Genomic DNA, 24,254 nt, shown 5'->3' on the forward strand with positions numbered 1-24,254 from the left:
TTTAAAAAGCAAAAAGGATACAAACGAACCTTTCTATATTAAAAATCATCCGGATTTGGACCGCTTCTGTCATCCATATTTAAATCATTGATTTGCTGCATTTCCTCATCTGTTAAAGCAAAATCAAAGATATCCGCATTTTCTACTATTCGTTCTTCTTTCACTGATTTTGGAATGGTGATGACATTATTTTGCACATCCCAGCGTAAAATTATTTGTGCTGGAGTTTTGCCATATTTTTCAGCAAGTTGCACAAGTAATGGCACATCTAATAATCTTCCTTTTTTCAGTGGCGACCATGCTTCTAACTGAATATCTTCTTTTTCACAAAACTCTTTTACTTCCAACTGTGTTAGATGCGGATGATACTCGACCTGGTTAATGACTGGTTTCACTTTTGCATCCTTTAATAAATCTTCCAAATGATACGCTTGGAAATTGCTGACTCCAATCGCCCGGACTTTTCCATCCGTATACAATTTTTCCAATGCTCGCCACGTATCTTTATATTTCCCAGACACTGGCCAATGAACAAGATATAAGTCCAGATAATCTAAATCCAGTTTTTGTAAACTTTCATCAAAGGCTTTTAATGTATTTTCATAGCCTTGCTGTTCATTCCATACCTTAGAGGTGACAAAAATTTCTTCTCTCGGAATACCTGACTCTTTGATTGCTTTCCCTACTCCTTCTTCATTTTGATAGTAAGAAGCCGTATCAATATGTCTGTAACCGTGTTGAAGAGCTGTTTTTACCGAATGGACCGTTTCCTCCATTGAAGCTTTATAAACACCGAGTCCGAAACCAGGCATTTTCACTCCATTGTTAAGTGTGACAGTATCTTGTAGGTTTGTTATCATTCTGAAGCCTCCATTTCTAAATGAAAATCTATCCTAATTTTACCATACAAACGTTTATACCTTCACATAAAGGAACTTTTTAGACCAAATTCACCCCAGCTATCTCCTTCCAAAAGATAGCTGGATGTACAATTAATTCGACCGTATTTCCTGACGCATAAAAATAACATAAGCAATCGCAAAACAAATCAAAGTTGCAGCAATTAATCCGGTGAGCTGTGGCCAAATAAGTAGTAAACTTTGGCTAAGTGGTAATGGACCAGCAACTGCTCCAGATGCTTGCTCCATGGTTAATGGGCCAAGGCTGCGAACGGATGGCGATAAAAGAATGGTCGTTGACTCATTAAATAAGTAGTTCGGTGAAATCCGCATTAAATTCAGTACCGTCCCCTGACGACTGACAACATCTTCCATGCTGGTCAGTTGAGCTGGATTCATGATAGAACGTGATAACAGTTGAACAATCATCGAATAAAAGATATTGAAAAAGATCCATACCGCAATACTGGATAAGGCGGAAGTTGCGGAATTTTTAAAGACCGTCGAAAATAAGATTCCTAAGTTCAGCCAAAAAGCAATGTAAACAATACACAGAATAAGAAAACTAAAGATACGCAAAAATTCTTCTAAGGTTGGCGGAATGCCCAAAATCAAGATTCCCAGAGCCATGACAATAAATCCAAGGGAGAAGAACAAAACAATGTTCAATAATAATGCAGCAACAAATTTTGCATTCAACACATAATCCCTAGGAATTGGCTGAGACATGAGCCTGCTTAGTGTTCCTCGGTTACGCTCCGAGTTTATCGCATCAAACCCTAATGCAATTCCAAACAATGGGCCGAGAAATCCAACAAACGTAATAAATGAAGGAAGGGTCCCATCTGATATGGTAAATAACTGCAAGAATAAATAAGAATCGTTACCAAATTCTTCAGCAGCTCCACTATCCATGGTGCTCGTTATGGCTGTCACCGCCGTATATAAAGAGCCAAAGCACGCCAATAAAATAATCGTTAATAAAATAGTAATTCGCCAGCTTCTGATAGAATCCGTGAATTCTTTGCGTACAATCGCCATAAAAGCCTGGCGATTATCATTTTGCGCGCTTTCTTTCCTATTTTCATCCATAAATTTCCCGAGACCATTAAATCTTAGTTTTTCTTTTACATTCGCCATGTTCATGTTTGCTCACGCCCTTCAAAATAGCGATGATATATTTCATCCAGTCCAAAGTCTTTATTACTGATTTGATATAAAGATGCACCTGAATCAATAATGGAACGACTAATAGCCGGGCTAACATCTTCCTTGCAATAAACATCCAGACCAGATTTTGTCTTCACGGCCTCTTTTACATGAGGAATCTCCTTTATTTCTTGTATTAAGGTTTCATCTATCGGGGAGGCATTCACATGGATAACGAAGGATTGCTCTTTAAATAACTGATTGGCCAGACTTTCTATATTTCCATCAGCCAAAAGCTTTCCTTTCACGAAGATACCAACTCGGTCACAAATTTGCTGAACTTGATGCAAATGATGCGAAGATAAAAGTACCGTTATTCCCTCTTCTTCACTCAGTTTTCGAATCATTTTCAAAAGCTCCCGAACACCTTCAGGGTCAATACCTAAAGTTGGTTCATCCAGAATGACAACATCCGGATTTTTCATCAGTACATCAGCTAAGCCGAGTCGCTGTTTCATCCCGCGAGAATATTTTCCTGTCTTCTTACTGGCGGATTCGGTTAAATTGACCTTTTCCAGTAAATAATCGGCTCTTTCTCTTGCTGTTTGTTTGGGTATATTATTCAATTCCGCTGTATAAAGCAGATTTTCTAGGCCAGTCATGTTTTGATAAAATCCGAGATTATCAGGCAGGTAACCAACAATCCGTTTGACTTCAATTGGCCGCCGAATCGAATCAATACCGGAAACCCGAATTTTCCCTGACGTTGGCTCACTAAGACCCAGCATCATCAAAATAGTCGTTGTTTTTCCGGCACCATTCGGACCCAGCAACCCGAAAATTTCCCCTTTAGGAATGGAAAGAGACAAATTATTTACGGCAAATTGGTCATCATACTGTTTACTGACGTTTTCCAGCTCAATAATTGGAGTGGCCACCTTTATCTCCTCCCATATTTTCTAATAATGTAATACAATCCAAAAGCGACTCCTAAAATGATGACAATGCCAATAATTCCCCATAATGTTGATGTTTCAACCGATACTCTAAAATCGGTATCTGCTGACGTTTCTTCAGCAGAAGCGGTAAAAGTAGTGACATAATCCCCAGCAATCGCTTCATCCGATGCAGTTAATGTTGCTTTTACGGTTGCTGATTCGCCTGGCGCAATTTCTGGAATCGTGCTTGTATCAAATTCAGATTCCCAATCCGTTGGTGTAGAAGCAGAAAGCTCTACTTCAGTTAGCGGAGCAGTTCCTGTATTTTCTATTACTAAATCAATGACTTTATCTCCGCCAGATGTGATATCGGTATTCAAATTACCTTTTGGTGTTGTTACATTAATCCCATAAGACCCTGTAATAACGGCCTCTAAGGTTGTTTCAGCAGATGTACCGCTTCCTGCCGCAGCAACCCCAATTTCATAGGTGTCGGCACTAGCATTTTCTGGAGGTGTCACGTCGACCGTTACATCTTTTTCGCTATTGGGTTCTACCGTCACAGAAGTAACCTTGTCACTTCCAGATTTAAAGGCCACACCCCAACCTTCAGGTGCATTCCCAGTCAGTGCATAGTTCTGTTCCTCTGCTGTACGGTTTCTTAATGTGGCAGAAAAGGAGAAAGAAGAATCTGTTGATCCCTGTAAATTCGGCTGATCGACATTAAACTCCGTTGCAAACGTTCCTTCTTCTGTCAGTTTTACAAGAAAAGGTAACTCCGATGTACTGCCACCTTGATCCGTTGCAACTAAACGAAATTCATAATCCGCCTGCTCAATTTCTAATGGCACGGTAACTTCCAATGTAATTTGTTCTTCACTGCCTTCCCGAACAGAAAGCTGTTCGATGGCGCTTCCATTTGCTGTAATTTTATGAGACCAGCCTTCTGGTAAACCTTCGACATCAAACGTTATATTTTGGATAGATGATTCATTATTGATCACATCAATCGTGTAATCAATCGTTTCCCCAGGTGTTGCCGAAAGCCCCGTGTAAGGCGTATACAAGGTCACCTGCGCAAAAGCCGTATTCCCTCCTATCAGTAAGCTTATCGTCACAATAAGCGTCAAAGTAGTTAGTAGTTTCTTAAACATTCCAATCATCCTCTCTCGTATATTTTCATAATGGATACGGTGGAGAATTGGATTTGGATTTGTTTTTTTGAAAAAAATTTTTTATTATTTTTGTAGAAACCTAATGCGGAATTAAAACGTCTATTTAAAATAGATAGAAATATGTAAAGGGGGCGATTATTGTGGATGATAACCAGGAAAGCGTAGAACTGTTAAAACAAATTAGCCGTGGCTCACGTGATGCATTCGATCCTTTCTATGAAAAATACAGTGCTTTTATTTTCAATATTGCTTATCAGGTCACTGGAAATAGGATAGAAGCGGAAGATGTGTGCCATGATGTATTTTTAGAAGTCTTTCAAAAATCATCTCAATACCAACCAGACAAAGGAAGTGTCAGAGCATGGCTGGCAGTCAAAACAAAAAGCCGATCGATTGATCGCTTACGGAAGAAAAAACCTCTATTAATTGAAAAGCTAGAAAAACTATCTCTTCAGGAAGTGCAAGGAGTAGATTTGCAGTTTTTGAAGGAAATTGAAAATCATCTCATTCATGACGCGCTTGTACATCTACCAAAACCACAACGCGAAGCCATCTACAGATCCTATTTCGCAGGTGAGACTCATAAAGAAATTGCGGAAATAATGAAAAAGCCATTAGGTTCGGTAAAATCCCTCATTCGGTACGGACTGCGTAATCTAAGGAAGCAAAAATCCATATTTAATTGGACCGAATCTAGTGGAGGTGGAAATAGACATGAGTTATAACAAGCACGTACCAGAAGAATGGATGATTGAGTTAGCGTTAGGAAATATTTCTAATGAAAAGCGTGATGATGTATTACAGCATATAAATAGATGTGAAGCTTGTCGAACAGAATTTGAAAGTTGGAAGCAAATTTTTTCCAAACAACCAAGCGAACAACCTACTGATTCTGTTAAAGAAAAAGTCTGGAAGGATTTTCAAGAGACGAAGCAACCTGTGAAACGAAAGAGAAAGAGCCTAGTGATAACTTTTGCAATAAGCAGTGCTGCAGCTATCTTCTTTCTCGCAATGGGCTTGATTTTTTATAACCCAGCAACAAACCACTCCTATCAGATTGCACATAATGAAAATATTGAAGAAGATATATTGAACCAATCGCAGACAAAACAAGTCGCAGTTATTCCGGTTGCAGACTTTATGGATGTTTCTGGTAACTTATGGATCAATGATTCTACGCATGAAATGTTGCTGGAAGTAGACGGTTTAAATCATCTACCTGACCATGATTATCAATTATGGATTGTATATAAGGATGACGAAATGGATGGAGAACTTCTTTCGATTCAGGACGGCGCATCACGTGTATTCTTTAAAGGAAAAGATGTGGAGCAACTGAAATTGCTTAAAGCTAGTGTAGAACCACTTGGCGGAAGTGTGGTACCTACTGGGCCGGAGACGTTTGTTGTGCCGGTGGGGTATGAGGATTGAATATAAGGGGAAGAAAATTATCTTCCCCTTATTTGTGGATATAGTATTTTCCTTATTTGTGGATATTTTCGTGCAAATTATACGCAATATCTAACTTCCAAGTCACTGAAAGTTAGGTAAAACACAAAATTTGTAATGAGGATTTGTCCTAACTATTGAGAGAAAAACAAGTTGCAGATTATCTAAAATATGGGGACTAAAAGAGAAAATAAAACTTGTTGATTTGTTACATAAAAAATGTACCATGAAAACTTATTTTAACCATTACTGATTTTTTAATACTCATTCCATAGCTTTAATTTCTGCTTCTTGTTGGATGGAGCGGGTTGAGAGAAGATCAATAGAGTCTTGCTGTTTCTGAATTGTGTTAAGAATCTTTTCATTAGAATTATCTATGTGTTTTTCAACATTTTTGAAATAAGGAGCAAAACCTTCTATCAATGATGTTTTTAGATTGTCTACCTTTATATCAACAGAATTGACTTTTCCTTCTAATCTTTCTTGTCTTACATCTATGGAACTTACTTTTGATTCTAATCTTACTTGTCTTTCGTCTATGGAACTTACTTTTGATTCTAATCTTTCTTGTCTTTCATCTATAGAACTTACTTTTGATTCTAATCTTTCTTGTCTTTCATCTATGGAACTTACTTTTGATTCTAATCTTTCTTGTCTTTCATCTATGGAATCGACTTTTCCCCCCATTCGATCTTGACCTATTTCTAGGTGCCCGACTCTAGTTTCTAACCTCTCTTGACCTTCCCTTATACCTTTCAATTCATTTAATATTTGATCTAGTACTTTTTCCAACTCGAAACCTCCAATCTTTTTCTATTATACCAGTTATTCATTCATATTTGGGAAAAATATATTCCTTAGTATTTTAAAACAGTTGAATCACAAAGATTAAATGATTCAACTATTTAGATTATATTAAAGTCAAAAAAGGTTGACTATAGAAGTAGTCACAACTCCATATTCTTAGCAATAATTCCCTTCATAATCTCATTCGTACCAGCATAAATCGAGGTGACGGCAGCATCCCGATACCTTCTAGCAATCTCATATTCTTCCATATAACCGTAGCCACCATGGAGCTGTAAACACTCTACTGCTACCTTTTGCTGTAAATCCGTTGTCCACCATTTTGCCATGGATACTTCACTTACGATATCAGTCCCTGCCATATGTTCTTCCGCTAGTCTGTCTACGAAAGTTCTACCGATTTGAATTTCTGTTTTCAACTCAGCTAACTTAAACTGGGTATTTTGGAACTTGCTAATGCTCCTGCCAAATGCTTTACGTTGTTTCACATAATCAGTAGTTATCTCCAGCATTTTTTCTGCAGCAGTCATTGATTGGATTGCAACTACTAACCGCTCTTGCTGCAGTTTATCCATCAAATAATAAAAACCTTTTCCTGCTTCCCCTAATAAATTATTTGCAGGAACTCGTGCATCTTCAAAAATTAGTTCACTAGTATCACTCGAATGTTGGCCAGCCTTTTTTAGTTTTTTTCCTTTCGTAAATCCAGGTGTTCCTGCTTCCACGGCAATCAAACTGATGCCTCTATGCGTAGGATTTACTTGAGGATCGGTTTTACAAACAACAATGACCAAATCAGCAGAGCTACCATTTGTTATAAACGTTTTTTCTCCATTTAGGACATACTCATTTCCGTCTTTTATTGCTGTTGTTTTAATATTGGCTAAATCAGAACCAGCTCCAGGCTCTGTCATGGCAATAGCGGAGATCATTTCACCAGTTACAGCTTTCGGAAGCCAACGTTCTTTCTGCTCCTTCGTCCCAAAAGCTTCAATATAGGGAATAACGATATCATTATGCAAACCCATCCCCACTAATCCCGTTCCAACCTTCTCTAGCTCTTCCAAAATGACAACGGAATAAGCAAAATCTGCATGAACGCCACCATATTCCTCTTTGACTTGCGGACATAAAAAACCTTGGTTTCCAGCTTTCTCCCAAAATGACCTGGGAATTTGTTTTTTCTCTTCCCATTGTTCAAAAAAAGGATATGCTTCCTTTTCCAAAAACTTTCTTAGAGAAGCACGAAATATTTCATGCTCCTCTTTTAAAAAAGGACGTCTCATTCTAAAGCCCCTTTCTATTAGTAAATGAACTACTTATTGTTGTACTTCTGTATTTTTTTTAGAGACTTTATGGATTGCGTTTTCATAATCTTGCTTCAGTTCTTCTACTATTTCTGCTACCGTTTGAATCTTGGTAATGGGACCTACTCCTTGACCCGCACCCCAAATGTCCTTCCAAGCTTTTACGTCATTCCTGTTCTGGGAGAAATCTATCTTTTCCTTCTTTTGCAGATTACTAGGATCGAGCCCCGCATTGATAATACTAGGAACGAGGTAATTTGCATTAATCCCGCTGAAAGCATCTGTATACGTAATATCCTCAATGGATGAATCAACAATCATTTCTTTATAGGCATCTTTAGCAAGACTTTCTTCTGATGGGATAAAACGTGTTCCAATATAGGCAAAATCAGCTCCTAACACTTCCGTTAAGAGAATATCTTCCCCTTTGCTCATTCCTCCAGACAAAGCGATTGGTCCATCAAAAAACTCTCTCACTTCATGGACAAACGGAATAGGATTATACGTGCCACCGTGTCCCCCTGCACCACTTGCAACAAGAACGAGTCCATCTGCTCCCTTTTCGATGGCTTTTTTCGCAAATTTAATATTAATCACGTCGGAAAAAACAACCCCACCATAGCCATGAACAATATCCACTACTTGACTAGGATCACCCAGAGATGTAATAACAACAGGTGGCTGATATTTTTCGATTAATTGAAGATCTTCTACATATCGTTTGTTGGACTTATGGACAATAAAATTGATTCCCCATGGGGCAATCTTTTGATCAGGATGTAACTGTTTTTGTGTTTCCAGCTCTGTTGTAATCTCTTCCATCCAATTTTCCAAGATTTCTCCAGACCTTGCGTTGAGAGCAGGAAAGGTCCCGATGATTCCTGAAGTACATGCATTTATCACCATTTTTGGATTACTGATTATAAACATCGGTGCCATAATTACCGGCAGTTCCACGGAATTTTTTAACTGTTCGATTACTTCGTTTCGCATTTTTATAAGCTCCTCTACCAATAAATTTTCAAATCACTATTAATCTAATCTTTCAATGATTGTTGCATTAGCCATTCCATGCCCTTCACACATGGTTTGAAGTCCGTAACGTCCACCTGTTCTTTCCAGTTCATTCATCATCGTAATCATTAAACGACCACCGCTAGCACCTAATGGATGCCCTAAAGCAATGGCACCACCATTTGGATTCAATTTTTTAGGGTCTGCTCCTGTCTCCTTCAACCATGCTAATGGAACGGACGCAAAAGCTTCGTTCACTTCAAAAACATCTATATCATCCATAGTAAGGCCCACTTTTTGCAGTACTTTTTTAGTAGCTGGTATAGGACCTGTAAGTATTAAGGTTGGATCAGAGCCAACTACGGTACGAGCTAAAACCCGAAATCTTGGCTTTAATCCCAATGCTTCCGCTTTTTCTCGGGACATTAATAAAATGGCATTTGCCCCATCACTAATCTGACTGGAGTTACCTGCCGTAATATTTCCATCTTCATTAAAAGCAGGCTTCAAACTTCCCAACTTTTCCAGACTGGAATTTTCTCTAGGCCCTTCATCCTCTTTGACAACTACCGTCGAGCCATCATCCATAGCAACTTTGATAGGCATGATTTCTTTATCAAATCTTCCTTCTTTTCTTGCCTTAATTGCTTTTTGATGGCTTTCTAAAGAAAAAGTGTCTAATTCTTTTCTGGAAAAACCCCAATTATCAGCAATACGATCAGCAGACAACCCTTGATGGATCATTTCGTACTGAGATGTAAGTTCTTCACTAAAATCAATGTTTAAACGATTGGAACCAATAGGGACACGTGACATATTTTCAATTCCACCTGCGACAACTACGTCCATGTCCCCACTTATAATTGCCTGAGCAGCGAAATGAACGGCCTGCTGACTGGATCCACACTGTCGATCAATCGTAGTTCCTGGTACGTCTATCGGATATCCAGCTTGAAGAGCAGCGATTCTAGCAATATCAAAAGATTGTTCCCCCACCTGAGATACACAACCTAATATGACATCTTCCACTTCACTTGGAGAAATACCAGCTCTCTTTACTACTTCCTTTAATGGCTTTGCAGCTAGATTTTCTGCACGAATGGTACTTAGTGATCCATTTCTTTTTCCTACGGGGGTTCGGACTGCTTCTACAATGACTGCTTCACGCATGAAAATGCTCCTCTCATTCTTTGATTTATTGAGGCTGGGACAAAAGTATTTTCTCAAAGGAAAACCCGAACATGATTGGTGGATCGGTGCATAAATACCGCTCCGGAAATATACTTCGCTTTCCGCGGGGAGCTGGTGAGCCTCCTTCGTGCTGCCGCACTACGCAGTCTCACCGATGCTCTTCTTCCCGCAGGAGTCTACGTATATTTCCTCCGCTATGTAGCACATTGTTCGTTTTCTGAATTAAACACTTTAGTTATGTCCCAGCCTCAATGATAATTTTCTTTTTTCTTTTTAAGCACGATATATGTGCTCATTAAATTTCTGCTCCAATCAACAAGCTTTTCTATAAATCAACTAATGGAAAACACACCCAGAAAACGTGTTTGTGCATTACAATACTCAAGATTAGCGGAGGAAATACACGGAGACTTCTTGAAAAAAGTAGACCACTTCTTTCTGCGTGCAATGTTTCGCTGCCGAAGTGTTTCTTGTCCTGCGGGATGAGAGGCATCGGTGAGACCCCGCAGTGCGACAGTATGAGGAGGCTCAACAGCCGCCCGCGGAAAGCGTAAGTGTATTTCCGTAGCGATAACACTGCACAAACTACTATACGGTCCATACATTTAATGTCATCTCTACCTTGGCTGCATTCGAATGGCACCATCTAATCGAATGATTTCTCCGTTTAACATTGGGTTTTCAATAATGCTTTTTGCCAATTGCCCGTATTCATCAGGGGACCCAAGTCTTTGTGGAAACGGGACCATTTTACCAAGTTCTTCTCTTGCAGCATCAGGCAATCCTGCAAACATAGGTGTTTCAAATAGTCCCGGTGCAATCGTCATTACCCTAACACCAACACTTGCTAAATCTCTTGCAATCGGCAAGGTCATTCCAGCCACTCCGCCTTTAGAAGCACTATATGCAGCCTGACCAATTTGCCCTTCAAAGGCTGCAACAGAAGCGGTATTAATAATGACACCACGCTCTCCTTTATCATTCGGTTCATTTTCACTCATTTTCTCTGCAGTAAGGCGTATCGTATTAAATGTTCCAATTAAATTTACCTGAATGACGTTGGAAAAGGAATCTAACGAATGAATTCCTTTTTTCTGACTATACGTTTTCTCAGCAATTGCAATTCCAGCACAATTTACCAGTACATTTACTTTATTGTGCTCCTTCTTTACCTTTTCTAAGGCTGCCTCCACACTTGCACCGTCCGTTACATCGGTTCGAACGAAGAAAACATGTTCACCCAATTCCTCTGCTAATTGCTTCCCTCTTTCTTCCTGTAAATCAAAAATAGTTACCTTTCCACCATGTGCAGCAATATTTCGGACCGTTGCCTCTCCCAATCCTGATGCTCCTCCAGTAACCACGGCAGAAACTTCTTCTATTTTCATCCGAATTCACCTCATTCTATTAAATTAGCCCCTGAATAATCATCCAGGGGCACATGTTGATTCGTTAATTAACTTTCTTGGCACTTCCCCAATGCATTTCACGTAAGCGGAACTTCTGCAATTTACCTGTTGCCGTTTTTGGTAAACTTTCTACAAACTCCACCTCTTTCGGTGCCTTAAAATGGGCCATATTATCTCTGCAGTAATCAATAATATCCTGCTCACTCACCTTCGCATCAGGTTTCAGAACAATAATTGCTTTTGGCACTTCCCCCCATTTTTCATTTGGGACAGCAATAACCGCTACTTCCAGGACATCCGGATGCTTGTATAAAACGCCTTCCACCTCTGTAGAAGAGATGTTTTCTCCACCAGAAATAATTAAATCTTTCACACGGTCGCGAATTTCGATATATCCATCTGGATGAGTTACCGCTAAATCACCCGTATGGAACCAGCCATCTTTTATTGCCTCTGCCGTCTTTTCTGGGTCCTTATAATACCCTTTCATCACAACATTACCGCGAGTGACAATTTCACCTAATTCCTCTCCATTCCAGGCAACTTCTTCTCCATCATCTTGCCTGATCACTTTCGTTTCTCCATTAAATGCAAGCTCAATCCCCTGCCTTGCTTTAATAGTCGCTTGGTCATCCGCAGATTTCGAATCAAAGTCGGATTTCCACTCACAATACAAAATAAATGGAGCTGTCTCCGTTAATCCGTAGACATGAATCATGTTGAGACCTAGAATTTCCTGCGCTTTTTGAATCAATGCTGCAGCTGGCGGTGAGCCTGCTGTACCCATACGAGGCTTCGTTGTCACCTTCGTTTCTTTTGCTTTTGGATCGTTCACTAGCATATTAACAACGGTCGGTGCTCCACATAGTAAGCTGATGCCTTTTTGCTCGAATAAATCAAGAATTAGCGGCGGATCCACTTTTCGTAAACAAACATGAGTTGCCCCTGCTGCTGTTATAGCCCAAACACCGCCCCAGCCATTTGCATGGAACATAGGCAATGTATGAAGGTAAACATCATTATGTTTGACATCTAAGTGATTCATAAAGTTGGCTGCGTTGATGTAGTTACTGCGATGGGTTTGCATCACGCCTTTAGGCTTTGAAGTCGTTCCACTGGTGTAGTTCAAGGTTAGTAATTGATTTTCATCAATCTCTACTTCTGGAGGTGTAGTTGCTTTTGCATGTTGTAGAAAAGAATCGTATTCTATGCTTTTAAGAGAAGATTTCTGTCCTTCCACAGGGACTAGGATGATTTGTTCTAAGGAGAGATTATCAACAATTTCTTCAATAGGTGCTGCAAATTCCTCATCAACAATTAACATTTTTGCATCACTATGATTAATAATATATTCCATATCAGAAGCTGAAATTCGATAGTTTAACGGAACCATTACCGCACCAAGCTGGCAAATACCATAAAAGCTCTCCAGCATATAATGCGTATTTGGAAGCATTACCGCAACATGGTCGCCTTCTTTAATTCCAGCTTCAGATAAGGCAATTGCTAATTTATCGGTTCGTTCACCAAATTCCTTGTACGTAAATTCCTTATCTTCATCGATAATAGCTACCTTTTCCGGATAATATTTTACTGCTCTTCGCTTCCAGTCTAGTGGAGTCAATGGGGTAAACATAATGAGTCATCTCCTTTTCGTTTATTTTCCCGTAAAATGAGGCTTACGTTTTTCTATAAATGCTGCTCTTCCTTCTTTAAAATCATTCGATTGGAACGTAACAGCCTGTCCATAAGCCTCTAATTGAAGGGCATCTTCTATGGACATATATGGTGCCTGATGCAAGATTCGTTTCGCCATTCCTAATGTTTTGGTTGGCCCTTTGGCTAAAGAAACAGCAAGTTCTCGACCCTTTTCAATTACCTGACCTTCTTCTGTGACCTCATTAATTAAACCGTATTCCTTCGCTTCCTTTGCTTTAAGCTTTTTCCCTGTAAAAATTAATTCACTTGCCACATGCATCCCTACTTTTTGCGGAAGAAAATACAAACCGCCAAAGTCGGGAATAGCACCAACCTGAGAAAAAATCTCAGAGAAAATAGCATTCTCGTCTGCGAATACGATGTCACATGCAAATGCAATATTACATCCCGCCCCTACGGCAGGACCATGAACCGCAGCTATAACAGGCTTTTCCATTTGATAAAGACCAAGTACTGCATCCTGACCTGCTTGCAAAAACTCTCTAACTTCCACTGGGTTATCAATATCAATCCCAAAATCCTTTAAATCGCCACCTGCACAAAAACCCTTTCCGTTTCCATAAACCAAAACAGTACGAACATCCGGATTGGATTTTGCCTCAGATACAGCTTTCGTTAAATCTACCGCTAAATCGTTATTTAATGCATTCAGTTTTTCTGGGCGATTAAGAATGATTTCAAAGACGCCATCCTGAAAATGTGTGTTGACTGTAGCCATTGTATGCCTCCTGTATTAGCTTAATATACTTTTTTCTTGAAGAATCTGCTGTGTATGCTCCCCAAGTTCTGGCGCTTTTGTTTTAATTTTTCCAGGCGTTTCTGATAGTTTAATAGGAACGCCAATATATTTCTTCTGATCAAATAGAGTTTGAATCATATCCCTTGCAATCACCTGTGGATTGCTAATTACTTCATTATATGTAAGGACTGGTGTCACACATGCCTCCACTCCAGAAAATGCTTCTGTCCATTCCTCCAGAGTCTTTTCCATAATAATTGTTTGAATTTCATATTTCATGCGATACTGCTCGTTAAGTGATGCGTCTAAAAGCGGTATAAGGTCTTCTCTCTCAATCACTGTACAAAAGTTCTTCCAGAATTTAGGCTCAAGTGCTCCTACAGAAAGATAGCGTCCATCTTTTGTTTCATACACTGCATAGCAAGCACGACCACCATCTAAAAGCTGCTCCCCTCTATGTGGAAGGACATCCGTAGATAAATAGTTTGGCAATGTTGCCTGTAACCATGACAGGACACCATCCATCATAGAGATGTCCACAAATTGCCCTTTCCCGGAGTCCTTCCTTTCCATTAAGGCTAGTAAAATTCCAATTGTTGCTGGCAGTGCACCCCCACCAATATCCGCAATTTGCGTTGCCGGAACGACTGGCTTCCCATCTTTTTCTCCCATTAAATCAAGCAGACCTGTCAAACTTATGTAATTAATATCATGGCCCGGAAGATTTGCGTATGGACCAGTCTGACCATAACCGGTTATCGCACAATAAATTAGACTTGGGTTGATCTCCTTTAAAACAGAGTAATCAAGACCTAACTTTTCCATAACCCCAGGACGAAATGACTCGACAACCACATCCGCTTGTTTTACAAGATCTTTAAAATGGGCTTTTCCTTCTTCCTTTTTCAAGTCCAAACAAATACTTTTCTTGTTTCGATTAAGCGAATGGAAAAATGCACTATTGTTATCTACCTTTGGTTGGTAGTCTCGTAGATAATCACCAGTGTTTGGCGCTTCCACTTTAATGACTTCTGCTCCGAAATCTGCGAGAAGCATGGTGCAGAAGGGTCCTGGTAGGAGGCGGGTTAAGTCTAGGATTTTGATGGATTTTAGTGGCATGGCGGAGCCTCCTTTCTTGATAAATGAATAAATTGTTGAATAATTTGCAGTTTTGAAATCGATTACAATTTATTTTAATGTTTGTGGAATTAATTGTCAATAAATTAAGTGAATTTATATTAGTCTGCCTTTTGGAGAGGGTTGCTAAGTAATATATATTTTTCAATACTAGAGGAAAAGGGGGTCTATAAAATCAATCAAATAGATACTATTTTGAAGTTGAAGATATAAATTGTGTCTAATAAGGAAAGAATATTAAAAACTAGAGTTATAATGACTAAAAAAACGACTCTAAATTAAAAAATTATAAATTTAGAGTCGTCTTATTCTCTACCAGATTGCGATCATTAGTTTTTTAATAATCTCACGCAAATGTAGTAGTCTTTTTATGTGTAGAGTTCTAATCAACTTCATGAAAAATACAAACGAAAAACTAAAAATATTGTTGATATATATGTTATTATGATTACAAATTGGACAAAGTAATATTCTTATTCTGAGCCTTATTTTTTATTTTTGTTTTTAAGTATATCTCTGGCAATTGTCCAGCGATGGATTTCTGAGGCTCCCTCAATAATTCTTAATGCACGGATATTTCGATACATAAATTCTATCGGTAACTCCTTAGACAGTCCCATAGCACCATGTAACTGCATAGCACGGTCTGCTATTCTCATTGACATTTCCGTACCAAACACTTTTAACATCGCAGCTTCCTGTCGAATATCTTTAACCCCATTATCCATTTTCCAAGCAGCATGATATGACATTAATCGTGTAGCATGAATATCAATCGCTGAATTTGCAACCCACCACTGGATAGCTTGACGTTCTGCTAGGTACTTACCGAATGTTTTTCTCTGGTTAGAGTAATCTGACATCATTTCCAATAAGCGTTCTGACATACCCACTGAACGTTGTGCTATTTCAATACGACGTACACCTAACCGATTTTGCATAGGTATAAATCCATTACCTATTTCCCCTAACACCTGACTTTCATCAACTTCTACATTATCGTAATATACTTCATAAGGGTGATGTGAGCCAATAGTTGGTATACCTCGAGCAATCTTTAAACCAGGTGTACCTTTGTCAACTATAAAAGCAGTAATTCCACCATATTGCCTTTTTTCCGGATCAGTGACTGCCATTGTGATGAAAAAATTAGCATTATTGGCATTAGAAATCCAGGTTTTGGTACCATTTATTACCCATTTATCACCTTTTTTTACTGCACGTGTTTGCATGCCTCCTATATCAGAACCAGCATTCGGTTCACTGATAGCAATAGCAGATTGATATTTACCACTAACATACGGAAGTAAGTAACGTTCTTTCTGATCCGAGTTACAACTTGAGATTAAAAAGTGAAGATTAGGAGCATCTGGTGGAAACGTAAAAGGTACAATCGTCTTTCCGAGTTCTTCCATTACAACTGCTTTAGCTAAAAACCCCAGATTTGTTCCTCCAAATTCTTCGGGAACATCCAACCCCCACAAACCTAATTCCTTAGTCTTCATAAGTAGATTTTCCTCGATATCTGCTGGAATTAGCGGAGCATCACTCAATCCACGACTTGCTTCGTTTTTCATTACCATTTCCTCTAACGGGAGTAACTCTTTTTTTACAAAATTACGTACTAATTGTTGTAGCATTACTAATTCATCAGGTAAGGTAAAATCCATCGGTATTTAACCTCCATGTAATCTATTAAAATATATTAACAAGTAACTGAAACATTTCTAATTGACTCTTATTTACTAACTTCTCCAAAAACTTAAAATTGACGAGCTATTTTCTCTATAACTGGGATACTTTTTCTTTCAGTCTTGTTAAGCATGACACTCGTGACTATTGCTTCAGTTATCTTTTCTTCTACTTGATTATAAATCTCTTGTTTGACTTCGAAACTAGAATTTCCCAATCGAAACGGTGTTGTTTTTATTTTTAGAAGGTCTCCTAATTTTGCTTCTTTTATAAAAGTAATATTTATTTTAAGAACGACAGTAGCTAAATTTTGTACATGCATATTTTCAAAAGAAATACCTGCTCTACGAAACCATTGTCCTCGAGCCTTTTCTAGATAATTTAAATATACACTGTTATTAACATGTTCAAGATCATCAATATCATCCTCTTTAACAATAATATTTGTTATTATATCCATCATTCCTCCAATTTCTATCGTTTTTATTTTATTTTTGAGTAGTGGTATCTGTAACCTAAAACGTTTAATAATAGAAACTGTACACTATTAAGCTATCTAAGAATATAATTATATTTTAATTTTTGTCATAATATATTGATACGACTTTTTTAAAGAGTTTCTATCAATTCACTATAATAGCTAATACCCTTTCCAAATAGGTAATCTCTTTTCTATAAATGCTCGTGCACCCTCTATTCTATCCTCACTTTCATATACATTAGGACCTATATCCATTCTTAAAGCTTGAAATAATGGCGTTCCCATCGTCTTCCAAATAGTTTCTTTCATTCTTTTTACAGATAGGGGAGCACCGTAACATATTTCTTTAGCAATTTCATTTGCTCGTTCTTGTAATGCTGTCTGATTTGGTAAAACCTCATCAATTAATCGTATTTTAAATGCCTCGTCAGCATCTATAAGTTTCCCTGTAAAGAGTAGGTATGAAGCTACACCTGGTGAAACTATTTTAGGTAATAAGGTCGCCCCAAAACTAGCCCCCATTCCTCTTCTGGATTCCGGAAGACCTATCTTACTTTCTTTTACTGCAATGCGATAATCACTTGCAAGAGCGATCTCACATCCAGCACCAACAGCATCTCCATTTATTGCACAAACAACTGGTTTCCAAGTCTCTATAATTGCTTCAAATATTTTCCCTCTAGTAGAAGCCCTCCTTTTTATACCAGCATTATCCTCTATAGACTCTTTTAAATCTATTCCACTACAGAAAGCTTTTTCCCCTTCTCCACTTAAAATCAAAACTCTAGCATCTTGGTCTTTTTTAAAAATATCTAGGTATTCTAGAAATTCTTTAGCTAATTGAATATTAATAGCATTTCTTCTCTCCTGGCGATTTAAGAATATATACGAAACATTACCTTCTTTTCTATAGATGAGTGAACTCATAATTTCCCTCCAAGTTATAATTATTATTGACGTATTTCTCAAAATTTAATTAACTACTTAAAGTGTATATCTGTACTATTATTCACAATTATCAGTTAATTTATTCTGCCTTATACTTTTAAAAATTTGATTTTTTTCTTTATTTATTTTCCTTTGAAATTTGGTTTCCTCTTCTCTAAAAATGCTGAGACTCCCTCCTTATGATCCTCAGTTTCTTTAATTATAGCCATATGAGAGGAAATCATATCCAGAGCTGGTTCTAATTCGAGTCTTAGTGATTGACTTACAGATCTCTTAATCATACGAATAGCTACTTGAGGCCCTGCAGCTATCTTTTTGGCTAACTTCATAGTTTCATCCATAAAAATTTCACTTTGGTAAACCTGATTAACTAGGCCAATTCTGTAAGCTTCTTGTGCATTTATAAAGTCACCAGTCCAAAGAAGCTCATATGCTTTACTTTCTCCTACAAGTCTTGGTAAGAAATAGGATCCACCATCGCCAGGGATTAAACCAACTTTAACATATCCTTCATTAACCCTTGCAGTATCTGCTATCGTACGAATATCAGCCATCAATGCCATATCAAGACCCGCACCTACTGCTACACCATTAATTGCAGCAATGACGGGTTTATCTAATTCTTTTAATAACAATGGAATACGATGAATATTACCCCAAAGAACATTCTTTGAATCTAGCGGTGATCTTTTTGTCTTACTACCCATATTACCTACATCTCCTCCAGAACAGAAGGAATCTCCAGCACCCGTAATAACTACTACATTTACATCATCATTATATTTAGCCTCTTCTAAAGCATTAACCCAAGAATCAATCATCTCTGAATTAAATGCATTTTTCTTCTCTGGTCTATTTAGGGTTATAATTTGTACATTATCCTCAATCCTAGTAATTATATTCTTTGACATTTTTAATACCTCCACTATTTATTATTTTATAACTAATAATTATTATATAAAATTATATTAGGTTGACTAGACACCACCTTTGTTGAGATGCCCAGCACCGTCTATTACAAAGGATGATCCAGTGACATAACTCGCATAATCACTTACAAGATAAGACGCAAGATATGCAACTTCCTTTGGCGTACCCATCCGACCAGATGGTATTCTATTTAGTACAGCTTTTTCTAATTCTGGTGTTGACCACAGTTGTTCTGCAGCTCCTGTCCCTTCAATCGGCCCAGGTGCAATCAAATTTACTCTAATATTTTCTTGTGCCCACTCTACAGCAAGGGTCTTTGTCAAAGCAAGGACACCAGCTTTTGCAGCCGTTGAATGAGCTGTTCCCGGATTCCCTGACCAAACATGGGTTGAACCTATATTTAAAATGTTGCCTCCAGTCTTCTGAAAAACCATCTGCCTACCCACTTCCTGACTACAATACCATGTCCCATGTAAAACAATATCAACTACTGAATTCCATGCATTAACTGACATGTCGAGTGAGGGTACCCGGAAATTCCCAGCAGCATTATTTACCAAAATATCAATTTTTCCATTTTCTTCCACTGCTCTTCTAACCATCTTTTCTACTTGTTCAGGAGAACGAACGTCAGTTTGCGTTACTATAACTTTATTATTAAAAGTAGAAATTTCCTTAGCAGCTTTTTCTAAGTTTTCTAAATTACGACTAGCTATAACAATATCTGCTCCTAACCTTGCAAATTCCATTGCCATTGCTTTACCTAACCCTGTTGCACCTCCAGTAATTATTATTGACTTTCCTTCCAAAGCTCCCTCGGGAAGCATATTATTTTCATTTTGCGATACAAAGATAAGAATCCCCCTCCATATATTTCAATATATTATTCTGATGACTATTTAGCACATATAGAAGGTACTCGATGAGAGTTCTATCCCAATCCTCATTCGATGTATAGTTTCCATAAAAAAGGAACTAAACTAGGTGTTATTTCTTTGATGTGATGGGGAGGAAATAGACGTAATGCACAAAGTTAAGCCTTTCTTTTCAAGTTTCCAAACACATTGTAAACTCTTGGTAAACCTTTGAATTATTTCAAACCCGCCTTCTATAACACTAGATGTTTGTTGAATTGATTTCTTGTTTTGGCGACTTTTCTTAACTTGGCATTAGTACATCGGAATATTGCCCATCAATATGAGCTGTGAAATAAAACAGGCATTTTGATATCATTTTTTGATGTTGTTGATTCACCACCTAGCTCTTCTCTTTATTTTCTTCACATTCATAGAATTGACATATAAAGTTATTATTGACATCTTTCACTAAGAAGAGGTCTTTTTCTTTTAAACTTTAAATTCTTTATTCTTAATATTATTATTTAAATAATATCTCCGTTTTCTACCAAATGGCATGAAACAGTATGGTCTTTATTTATATTAGATTTTTCAGGTGCAAACTTGGTGCAAATATCCTCCGCGAAAGGACACCTTGTATGAAAAGTACAACCAGATGGTGGATTTTTTGGACTTGGTACATCACCATCAAGAATAATTCTTTTCTGTATCCTTCTCACCTGTTCATTTACTTTTGGAACTGAAGATAATAGTGCCTTAGTGTAAGGGTGTTTAGGATTATCAAATATTTCCTTACTTGGCCCCATTTCCACAATTTCTCCTAAATACATTACTGCAACTCTATCACTTATATGTTGTACAACACTTAGATCATGTGAAATAAATACATATGTTAAGTCCAATTTTTCTTGTAAATCTTGAAGTAAATTTAGAAGCTGCGATTGAATTGAAACATCTAATGCAGAGACTGGTTCATCACAAATTATAAGTTGTGGGTCTAATAGTAGAGCACGTGCTATACCTATCCTTTGTCTTTGCCCACCTGAAAACTCATGGGGATAACGGTCTAGATGATGTGCTCCTAAACCGACCATCTCAAGTATTGAAATTATTTTCTCATCTATTTCTGACTTTGTACCATACCCATTTATAATAAGCGGCTCTCTGAGAATTTTTCTAATTGTAAGTTTGGGGTTTAAAGAACTATATGGATCTTGAAAAATTATTTGTATATCACTCCGTACATTTTTCATTTGAAACTTATTTAATTTAAAAATATCTTTTTCATTCAAGTAGACTCTTCCCGAAGTTGCTTCTATTAGTCTCAAAATACACATGCCTGTTGTGCTTTTTCCACATCCAGATTCTCCAACAATACTAAATGTTTCTCCCTTTTTGACATTAAAACTGACGTTTTTAACTGCTTTAATCCTCTCTGTTACTCTACCTAAAACGCCTCCACGAATAGGATAATCCTTTGAAAGATTTTCTACTCTTAAAATATCCCTACTTTCTATAACGTGTGCCAACATCTTACCCTCCTTCCACTTTCAATACTCTCTAGAATCGGTTCTTGTTTAATACACTTCTCTGTTGCGATTTCACATCTTGGATGAAATCGACAACCTTTTGGCATTTGATTAATATCTGGTACGTTACCCCTAATTGTATGAAGTCTTTCTTTTGGTTTTCCTATTCCTGGTATAGATTGTATTAATCCTTGTGTATATGGATGCTTAGGTTTTTGAAATATTTCTTCTACAGATCCCATTTCTACTATTTGACCAGCATACATAACAATTACTTTATTACAGTTCTCAGCTACAACTGCTAAATCATGGGTTATAATAACCATGGTCATTCCAAACTCATTTTTTAAATCAGTGAGTATATCAAGCACCTGAGCTTGAATTGTTACATCTAATGCTGTAGTTGGTTCATCGGCCAATAGTAACTTAGGGTTACACGCTAAAGCAATAGCAATCATTATCCTTTGTCTCATACCGCCTGACAATTCATGTGGATACGCTTTCAATTTTTCTTCTGGATCAGGAATCTTTACCTTTTTTAATAATTCAATAGACCGTTTTTTAACATCCTTCCGATTATAGTTCGTGTGATATCTAAATACCTCTGCAAGTTGGTTTCCAACTGTAAAGGAAGGGTTAAGTGAAGTCATTGGTTCTTGAAAGATTGTAGCAATCTCTTTTCCACGTATAGCATTCATTTTGTCATCGGAGTATCCTACTAAATCCTTGTCTTCTAGTAATATTTCACCGCTAGTTATTCTTACCCCAGTTACTGGCAGTAACCCTAAAATAGATAATACAGTCATACTCTTACCAGAACCACTTTCACCAACAATTGCTAATGTATCTCCAGATTGTACCTGGAAATTAACATTTTTTAAAATTGAATGAGGCAATTTACCAGTTGTTTCAACGTTAAGATTTTTAACTTCAAGTACTGTACTCAATCTAATGCCTCCTCACTTTCTATTCCTAATAATATGTGGATCAAATGCATCTCGAAGGGTGTCTCCAAAGATATTGAATGCAATAACAACCACCATCAGTGCAATCCCTGGATACAGTGCAACTCCTGGGGCTGTAGTAATATAACGAAAACCATCTTGAATCATATTGCCCCAAGTAGGATTTGGTGGTTGAATACCTAAACCTAGAAAACTTAAACTAGCTTCTACTCTTATAGCACTTGCCATATGAAGGGTAGCCATTACCAGTACAGGTCCAAGAATATTAGGGAATATATGAACCACTAAAATGCGAAATGTACTCGCTCCTGAAGCAATCGAGGCCTTCACAAATTCACTTTCCTTTAATTCTATCGTTGGTCCCCTTGCAATTCTTGCACAGCTGACAATTAAACCAATACTTATGGCAATAATTAAAGTTGTCATATTAGAACCAAATGCTACCAGTAACATAAGGCCCATTAAGAGCATTGGTATAGATTGAATTGATTCCATAATCCTCATCAATATTTCATCTAATACTCCCCCTTTAAATCCTGCAACCATCCCAATTGCAGTTCCAATAATGCTACTTATCATAACAGAGATAAAACCAACCAACAATGAGATACGCGAGCCATATATTATTCTACTTAATATATCCCTTCCAAATGAATCAGTACCAAGCCAATGAGCACTAGATGGCGCTTGCATTCTCTCACTTGCATTTTGCGTGATTGGATCATATGGGCTAACTACAGGCGCAAATATAGAAATAAGAATAATCATTATCAATATAAATAAGGCTGCCATGCCTATCTTACTCTTTTTTAAAACTGACCAAAACACTAATTTTTGTTTTACTGGTAGTGGTTGGGGAGAATTATTTAAGTTAGTAATAGTCTTATTTCTAAGTGCAGGTTCACTCAATTATATCCCTCCTTTTCAAATTATTATGGATTATGGCCTAATTTTAGGGTTAAGATATGAATAACTTAGATCGACTACTAAATTAACAAATATAACTAATAAGCAAAATAAAACTAAACATGCTTGAAGTACAGGATAATCCCTCGTTTCAATCGCACCAACGGCTAACTTTCCTAAACCCGGACGACTAAATACAGTTTCAGTTAGAACTGCCCCACTTATTAATGTTGTAATATTTAGTCCAATAACTGTAACTACCGGTATTAAAGAGTTTCTCAATATATGCTTTAAATTCACAGTCCGTCGTGGCACTCCCTTTGCTCTAGCTGTTCGAACATAATCCTTATTTAGTTCATCTAACATACTTGAACGTGTAATACGCATCACAATTCCTGATTCAATCAATCCCAAAGTTAAGGCAGGTAATGCTAGGTGATATAAATTTCCAACAAAACCTTCCCCTGCCCCCATAGAAGGAAATAACGGTATTTTTAAGGAGAAAGCGAGCATCATAAGGATCCCTAAGAAAAATGCAGGCATTGATAATCCAATTAATGCAGAAACTCTAAAAATAGAGTCCACAAAGGCTCCACGCTTTATGGCAGCATAGATGCCAATAGGTACACCAATTATCGTAGCAATAAGTACACTAGCAAGTGCAAGTTCTAGTGTATATGGAAGTAGAGAGATAATTTCTGTTGAAATTGATCTTCCACTAGATAACGAATTCCCAAAGTCCAACCTTATAACGCCTTCCAAAAATTCTACATATTGTACACTTACTGGTTTATCTAAACCCATTTCCTCCTTAAGAGCCCTTAGTGCATCAGGTGTAGCGTTTTCTCCTAATATTGAACTAGCTGGGTCACTTGGAAGTATTCTAAGTACAAAAAAGATGGCTGTTACTGCTAAAAATATAGTTGGGATTGTCCAAAGTATCCTTCGAATTGTATATTTAATCATCGGTAACCCCCCTCTTATAAATAGTGTTTTATTTACAAGAGGAACTT

23 protein-coding genes are annotated in these 24,254 nt (G+C 37.6%); 2 read left to right on the top strand and 21 right to left on the bottom strand.

Annotated elements, in window-relative coordinates:
• Window positions 1-38 precede the first annotated feature (38 nt).
• The 4 genes from D8M06_RS05390 to D8M06_RS05405 all read right to left on the bottom strand — a co-directional run bounded on the left by D8M06_RS05390 (window position 39) and on the right by D8M06_RS05405 (window position 4,140).
• On the bottom strand, window positions 39-860 hold the full coding sequence (locus tag D8M06_RS05390) for an aldo/keto reductase (protein WP_158591731.1): 822 nt from the start codon (window positions 858-860) through the stop codon (window positions 39-41).
• Between the two features lie 132 nt (window positions 861-992).
• Window positions 993-1,991 (bottom strand): ABC transporter permease, encoded by a 999-nt coding sequence (locus D8M06_RS05395; protein ID WP_170150259.1) that lies wholly within the window; start codon window positions 1,989-1,991, stop codon window positions 993-995.
• 50 nt (window positions 1,992-2,041) lie between these two features.
• Entirely contained in the window at window positions 2,042-2,986 is a 945-nt protein-coding gene (locus D8M06_RS05400) for an ABC transporter ATP-binding protein (RefSeq protein ID WP_121203345.1), read from the bottom strand.
• Between the two features lie 2 nt (window positions 2,987-2,988).
• A complete protein-coding gene (locus D8M06_RS05405; protein WP_121203346.1) occupies window positions 2,989-4,140 on the bottom strand; it encodes a COG1470 family protein in 1,152 nt (383 codons plus the stop codon).
• 161 nt (window positions 4,141-4,301) lie between these two features.
• Between D8M06_RS05405 and D8M06_RS05410 the strand changes: the two genes are divergently transcribed.
• Together D8M06_RS05410 and D8M06_RS05415 are read left to right on the top strand one after the other, a co-directional pair.
• Entirely contained in the window at window positions 4,302-4,886 is a 585-nt protein-coding gene (locus D8M06_RS05410; protein ID WP_121203348.1) for an RNA polymerase sigma factor, read from the top strand.
• Entirely contained in the window at window positions 4,876-5,592 is a 717-nt protein-coding gene (locus tag D8M06_RS05415) for an anti-sigma factor (RefSeq protein WP_121203350.1), read from the top strand. Before D8M06_RS05410 ends, D8M06_RS05415 begins: the two co-directional genes overlap by 11 nt.
• A 282-nt stretch (window positions 5,593-5,874) precedes the next feature.
• On the opposite strand, the gene D8M06_RS05420 is transcribed toward D8M06_RS05415, so the two are convergent.
• From D8M06_RS05420 to D8M06_RS05500, 17 genes are all read right to left on the bottom strand, one after another.
• Window positions 5,875-6,402 (bottom strand): hypothetical protein, encoded by a 528-nt coding sequence (locus D8M06_RS05420; protein ID WP_121203352.1) that lies wholly within the window; start codon window positions 6,400-6,402, stop codon window positions 5,875-5,877.
• A gap of 155 nt (window positions 6,403-6,557) precedes the next feature.
• Window positions 6,558-7,703, bottom strand: a complete 1,146-nt coding sequence (locus D8M06_RS05425; protein WP_121203353.1) for an acyl-CoA dehydrogenase family protein — start codon at window positions 7,701-7,703, stop codon at window positions 6,558-6,560.
• A gap of 33 nt (window positions 7,704-7,736) precedes the next feature.
• The gene (locus tag D8M06_RS05430) at window positions 7,737-8,717 is read right to left on the bottom strand and encodes an NAD(P)H-dependent flavin oxidoreductase (protein ID WP_121203355.1); all 981 of its coding nucleotides are present in this window, start codon (window positions 8,715-8,717) and stop codon (window positions 7,737-7,739) included.
• 39 nt (window positions 8,718-8,756) lie between these two features.
• Window positions 8,757-9,908, bottom strand: coding sequence for a thiolase family protein (locus tag D8M06_RS05435; protein ID WP_121203357.1), 1,152 nt, complete (start codon window positions 9,906-9,908; stop codon window positions 8,757-8,759).
• Between the two features lie 638 nt (window positions 9,909-10,546).
• Window positions 10,547-11,317 carry a 3-hydroxyacyl-CoA dehydrogenase gene (locus D8M06_RS05440; protein WP_121203358.1) on the bottom strand — a complete coding sequence of 257 codons (771 nt, stop codon included), beginning with the start codon at window positions 11,315-11,317 and terminating at the stop codon, window positions 10,547-10,549.
• 64 nt (window positions 11,318-11,381) lie between these two features.
• Entirely contained in the window at window positions 11,382-12,974 is a 1,593-nt protein-coding gene (locus D8M06_RS05445; protein ID WP_121203359.1) for a long-chain-fatty-acid--CoA ligase, read from the bottom strand.
• A 21-nt stretch (window positions 12,975-12,995) separates the two neighbouring features.
• Window positions 12,996-13,775: an enoyl-CoA hydratase/isomerase family protein gene (locus D8M06_RS05450; protein ID WP_121203361.1), complete on the bottom strand. Its 780-nt coding sequence runs from the start codon at window positions 13,773-13,775 to the stop codon at window positions 12,996-12,998.
• Between the two features lie 15 nt (window positions 13,776-13,790).
• Complete coding sequence (locus D8M06_RS05455; RefSeq protein WP_121203363.1) at window positions 13,791-14,915, bottom strand: CaiB/BaiF CoA transferase family protein; 1,125 nt, start codon at window positions 14,913-14,915, stop codon at window positions 13,791-13,793.
• 503 nt (window positions 14,916-15,418) lie between these two features.
• Window positions 15,419-16,603: an acyl-CoA dehydrogenase family protein gene (locus D8M06_RS05460; RefSeq protein WP_121203364.1), complete on the bottom strand. Its 1,185-nt coding sequence runs from the start codon at window positions 16,601-16,603 to the stop codon at window positions 15,419-15,421.
• A 92-nt stretch (window positions 16,604-16,695) separates the two neighbouring features.
• Complete coding sequence (locus D8M06_RS05465) at window positions 16,696-17,085, bottom strand: acyl-CoA thioesterase (RefSeq protein ID WP_158591732.1); 390 nt, start codon at window positions 17,083-17,085, stop codon at window positions 16,696-16,698.
• A 180-nt stretch (window positions 17,086-17,265) separates the two neighbouring features.
• The gene (locus D8M06_RS05470; protein WP_121203368.1) at window positions 17,266-18,033 is read right to left on the bottom strand and encodes an enoyl-CoA hydratase/isomerase family protein; all 768 of its coding nucleotides are present in this window, start codon (window positions 18,031-18,033) and stop codon (window positions 17,266-17,268) included.
• 143 nt (window positions 18,034-18,176) lie between these two features.
• Window positions 18,177-18,965 carry an enoyl-CoA hydratase/isomerase family protein gene (locus D8M06_RS05475; RefSeq protein WP_121203370.1) on the bottom strand — a complete coding sequence of 263 codons (789 nt, stop codon included), beginning with the start codon at window positions 18,963-18,965 and terminating at the stop codon, window positions 18,177-18,179.
• A 66-nt stretch (window positions 18,966-19,031) separates the two neighbouring features.
• Entirely contained in the window at window positions 19,032-19,793 is a 762-nt protein-coding gene (gene fadH, locus D8M06_RS05480) for a 2,4-dienoyl-CoA reductase (RefSeq protein WP_121203567.1), read from the bottom strand.
• 572 nt (window positions 19,794-20,365) lie between these two features.
• Window positions 20,366-21,370, bottom strand: coding sequence for an ABC transporter ATP-binding protein (locus D8M06_RS05485; RefSeq protein WP_241558842.1), 1,005 nt, complete (start codon window positions 21,368-21,370; stop codon window positions 20,366-20,368).
• Window positions 21,355-22,317 (bottom strand): ABC transporter ATP-binding protein, encoded by a 963-nt coding sequence (locus D8M06_RS05490; RefSeq protein ID WP_121203373.1) that lies wholly within the window; start codon window positions 22,315-22,317, stop codon window positions 21,355-21,357. The genes D8M06_RS05485 and D8M06_RS05490 overlap by 16 nt, the downstream gene beginning before the upstream one ends.
• Before the next feature lie 12 nt (window positions 22,318-22,329).
• Window positions 22,330-23,244, bottom strand: a complete 915-nt coding sequence (locus D8M06_RS05495) for an ABC transporter permease (RefSeq protein ID WP_121203374.1) — start codon at window positions 23,242-23,244, stop codon at window positions 22,330-22,332.
• Window positions 23,245-23,274: 30 nt separating this feature from the next.
• Entirely contained in the window at window positions 23,275-24,207 is a 933-nt protein-coding gene (locus D8M06_RS05500) for an ABC transporter permease (RefSeq protein ID WP_121203376.1), read from the bottom strand.
• Window positions 24,208-24,254 lie beyond the last annotated feature (47 nt).

This window comes from Oceanobacillus halophilus, assembly GCF_003628505.1.
GTDB lineage: Bacteria > Bacillota > Bacilli > Bacillales > Amphibacillaceae > Oceanobacillus > Oceanobacillus halophilus.

Bases quoted from the DNA above. Each gene is read 5' to 3' on its own strand.
- D8M06_RS05390 (WP_158591731.1), bottom strand. From the start codon at position 860: ATGATAACAAACCTACAAGATACTGTCACACTTAACAATGGAGTGAAA.
- D8M06_RS05395 (WP_170150259.1), bottom strand. From the start codon at position 1,991: ATGGATGAAAATAGGAAAGAAAGCGCGCAAAATGATAATCGCCAGGCT.
- D8M06_RS05405 (WP_121203346.1), bottom strand. From the start codon at position 4,140: ATGTTTAAGAAACTACTAACTACTTTGACGCTTATTGTGACGATAAGC.
- D8M06_RS05415 (WP_121203350.1), top strand. From the start codon at position 4,876: ATGAGTTATAACAAGCACGTACCAGAAGAATGGATGATTGAGTTAGCG.
- D8M06_RS05425 (WP_121203353.1), bottom strand. From the start codon at position 7,703: ATGAGACGTCCTTTTTTAAAAGAGGAGCATGAAATATTTCGTGCTTCT.
- D8M06_RS05430 (WP_121203355.1), bottom strand. From the start codon at position 8,717: ATGCGAAACGAAGTAATCGAACAGTTAAAAAATTCCGTGGAACTGCCG.
- D8M06_RS05435 (WP_121203357.1), bottom strand. From the start codon at position 9,908: ATGCGTGAAGCAGTCATTGTAGAAGCAGTCCGAACCCCCGTAGGAAAA.
- D8M06_RS05440 (WP_121203358.1), bottom strand. From the start codon at position 11,317: ATGAAAATAGAAGAAGTTTCTGCCGTGGTTACTGGAGGAGCATCAGGA.
- D8M06_RS05445 (WP_121203359.1), bottom strand. From the start codon at position 12,974: ATGTTTACCCCATTGACTCCACTAGACTGGAAGCGAAGAGCAGTAAAA.
- D8M06_RS05450 (WP_121203361.1), bottom strand. From the start codon at position 13,775: ATGGCTACAGTCAACACACATTTTCAGGATGGCGTCTTTGAAATCATT.
- D8M06_RS05455 (WP_121203363.1), bottom strand. From the start codon at position 14,915: ATGCCACTAAAATCCATCAAAATCCTAGACTTAACCCGCCTCCTACCA.
- D8M06_RS05460 (WP_121203364.1), bottom strand. From the start codon at position 16,603: ATGGATTTTACCTTACCTGATGAATTAGTAATGCTACAACAATTAGTA.
- D8M06_RS05465 (WP_158591732.1), bottom strand. From the start codon at position 17,085: ATGGATATAATAACAAATATTATTGTTAAAGAGGATGATATTGATGAT.
- D8M06_RS05470 (WP_121203368.1), bottom strand. From the start codon at position 18,033: ATGAGTTCACTCATCTATAGAAAAGAAGGTAATGTTTCGTATATATTC.
- D8M06_RS05475 (WP_121203370.1), bottom strand. From the start codon at position 18,965: ATGTCAAAGAATATAATTACTAGGATTGAGGATAATGTACAAATTATA.
- D8M06_RS05500 (WP_121203376.1), bottom strand. From the start codon at position 24,207: ATGATTAAATATACAATTCGAAGGATACTTTGGACAATCCCAACTATA.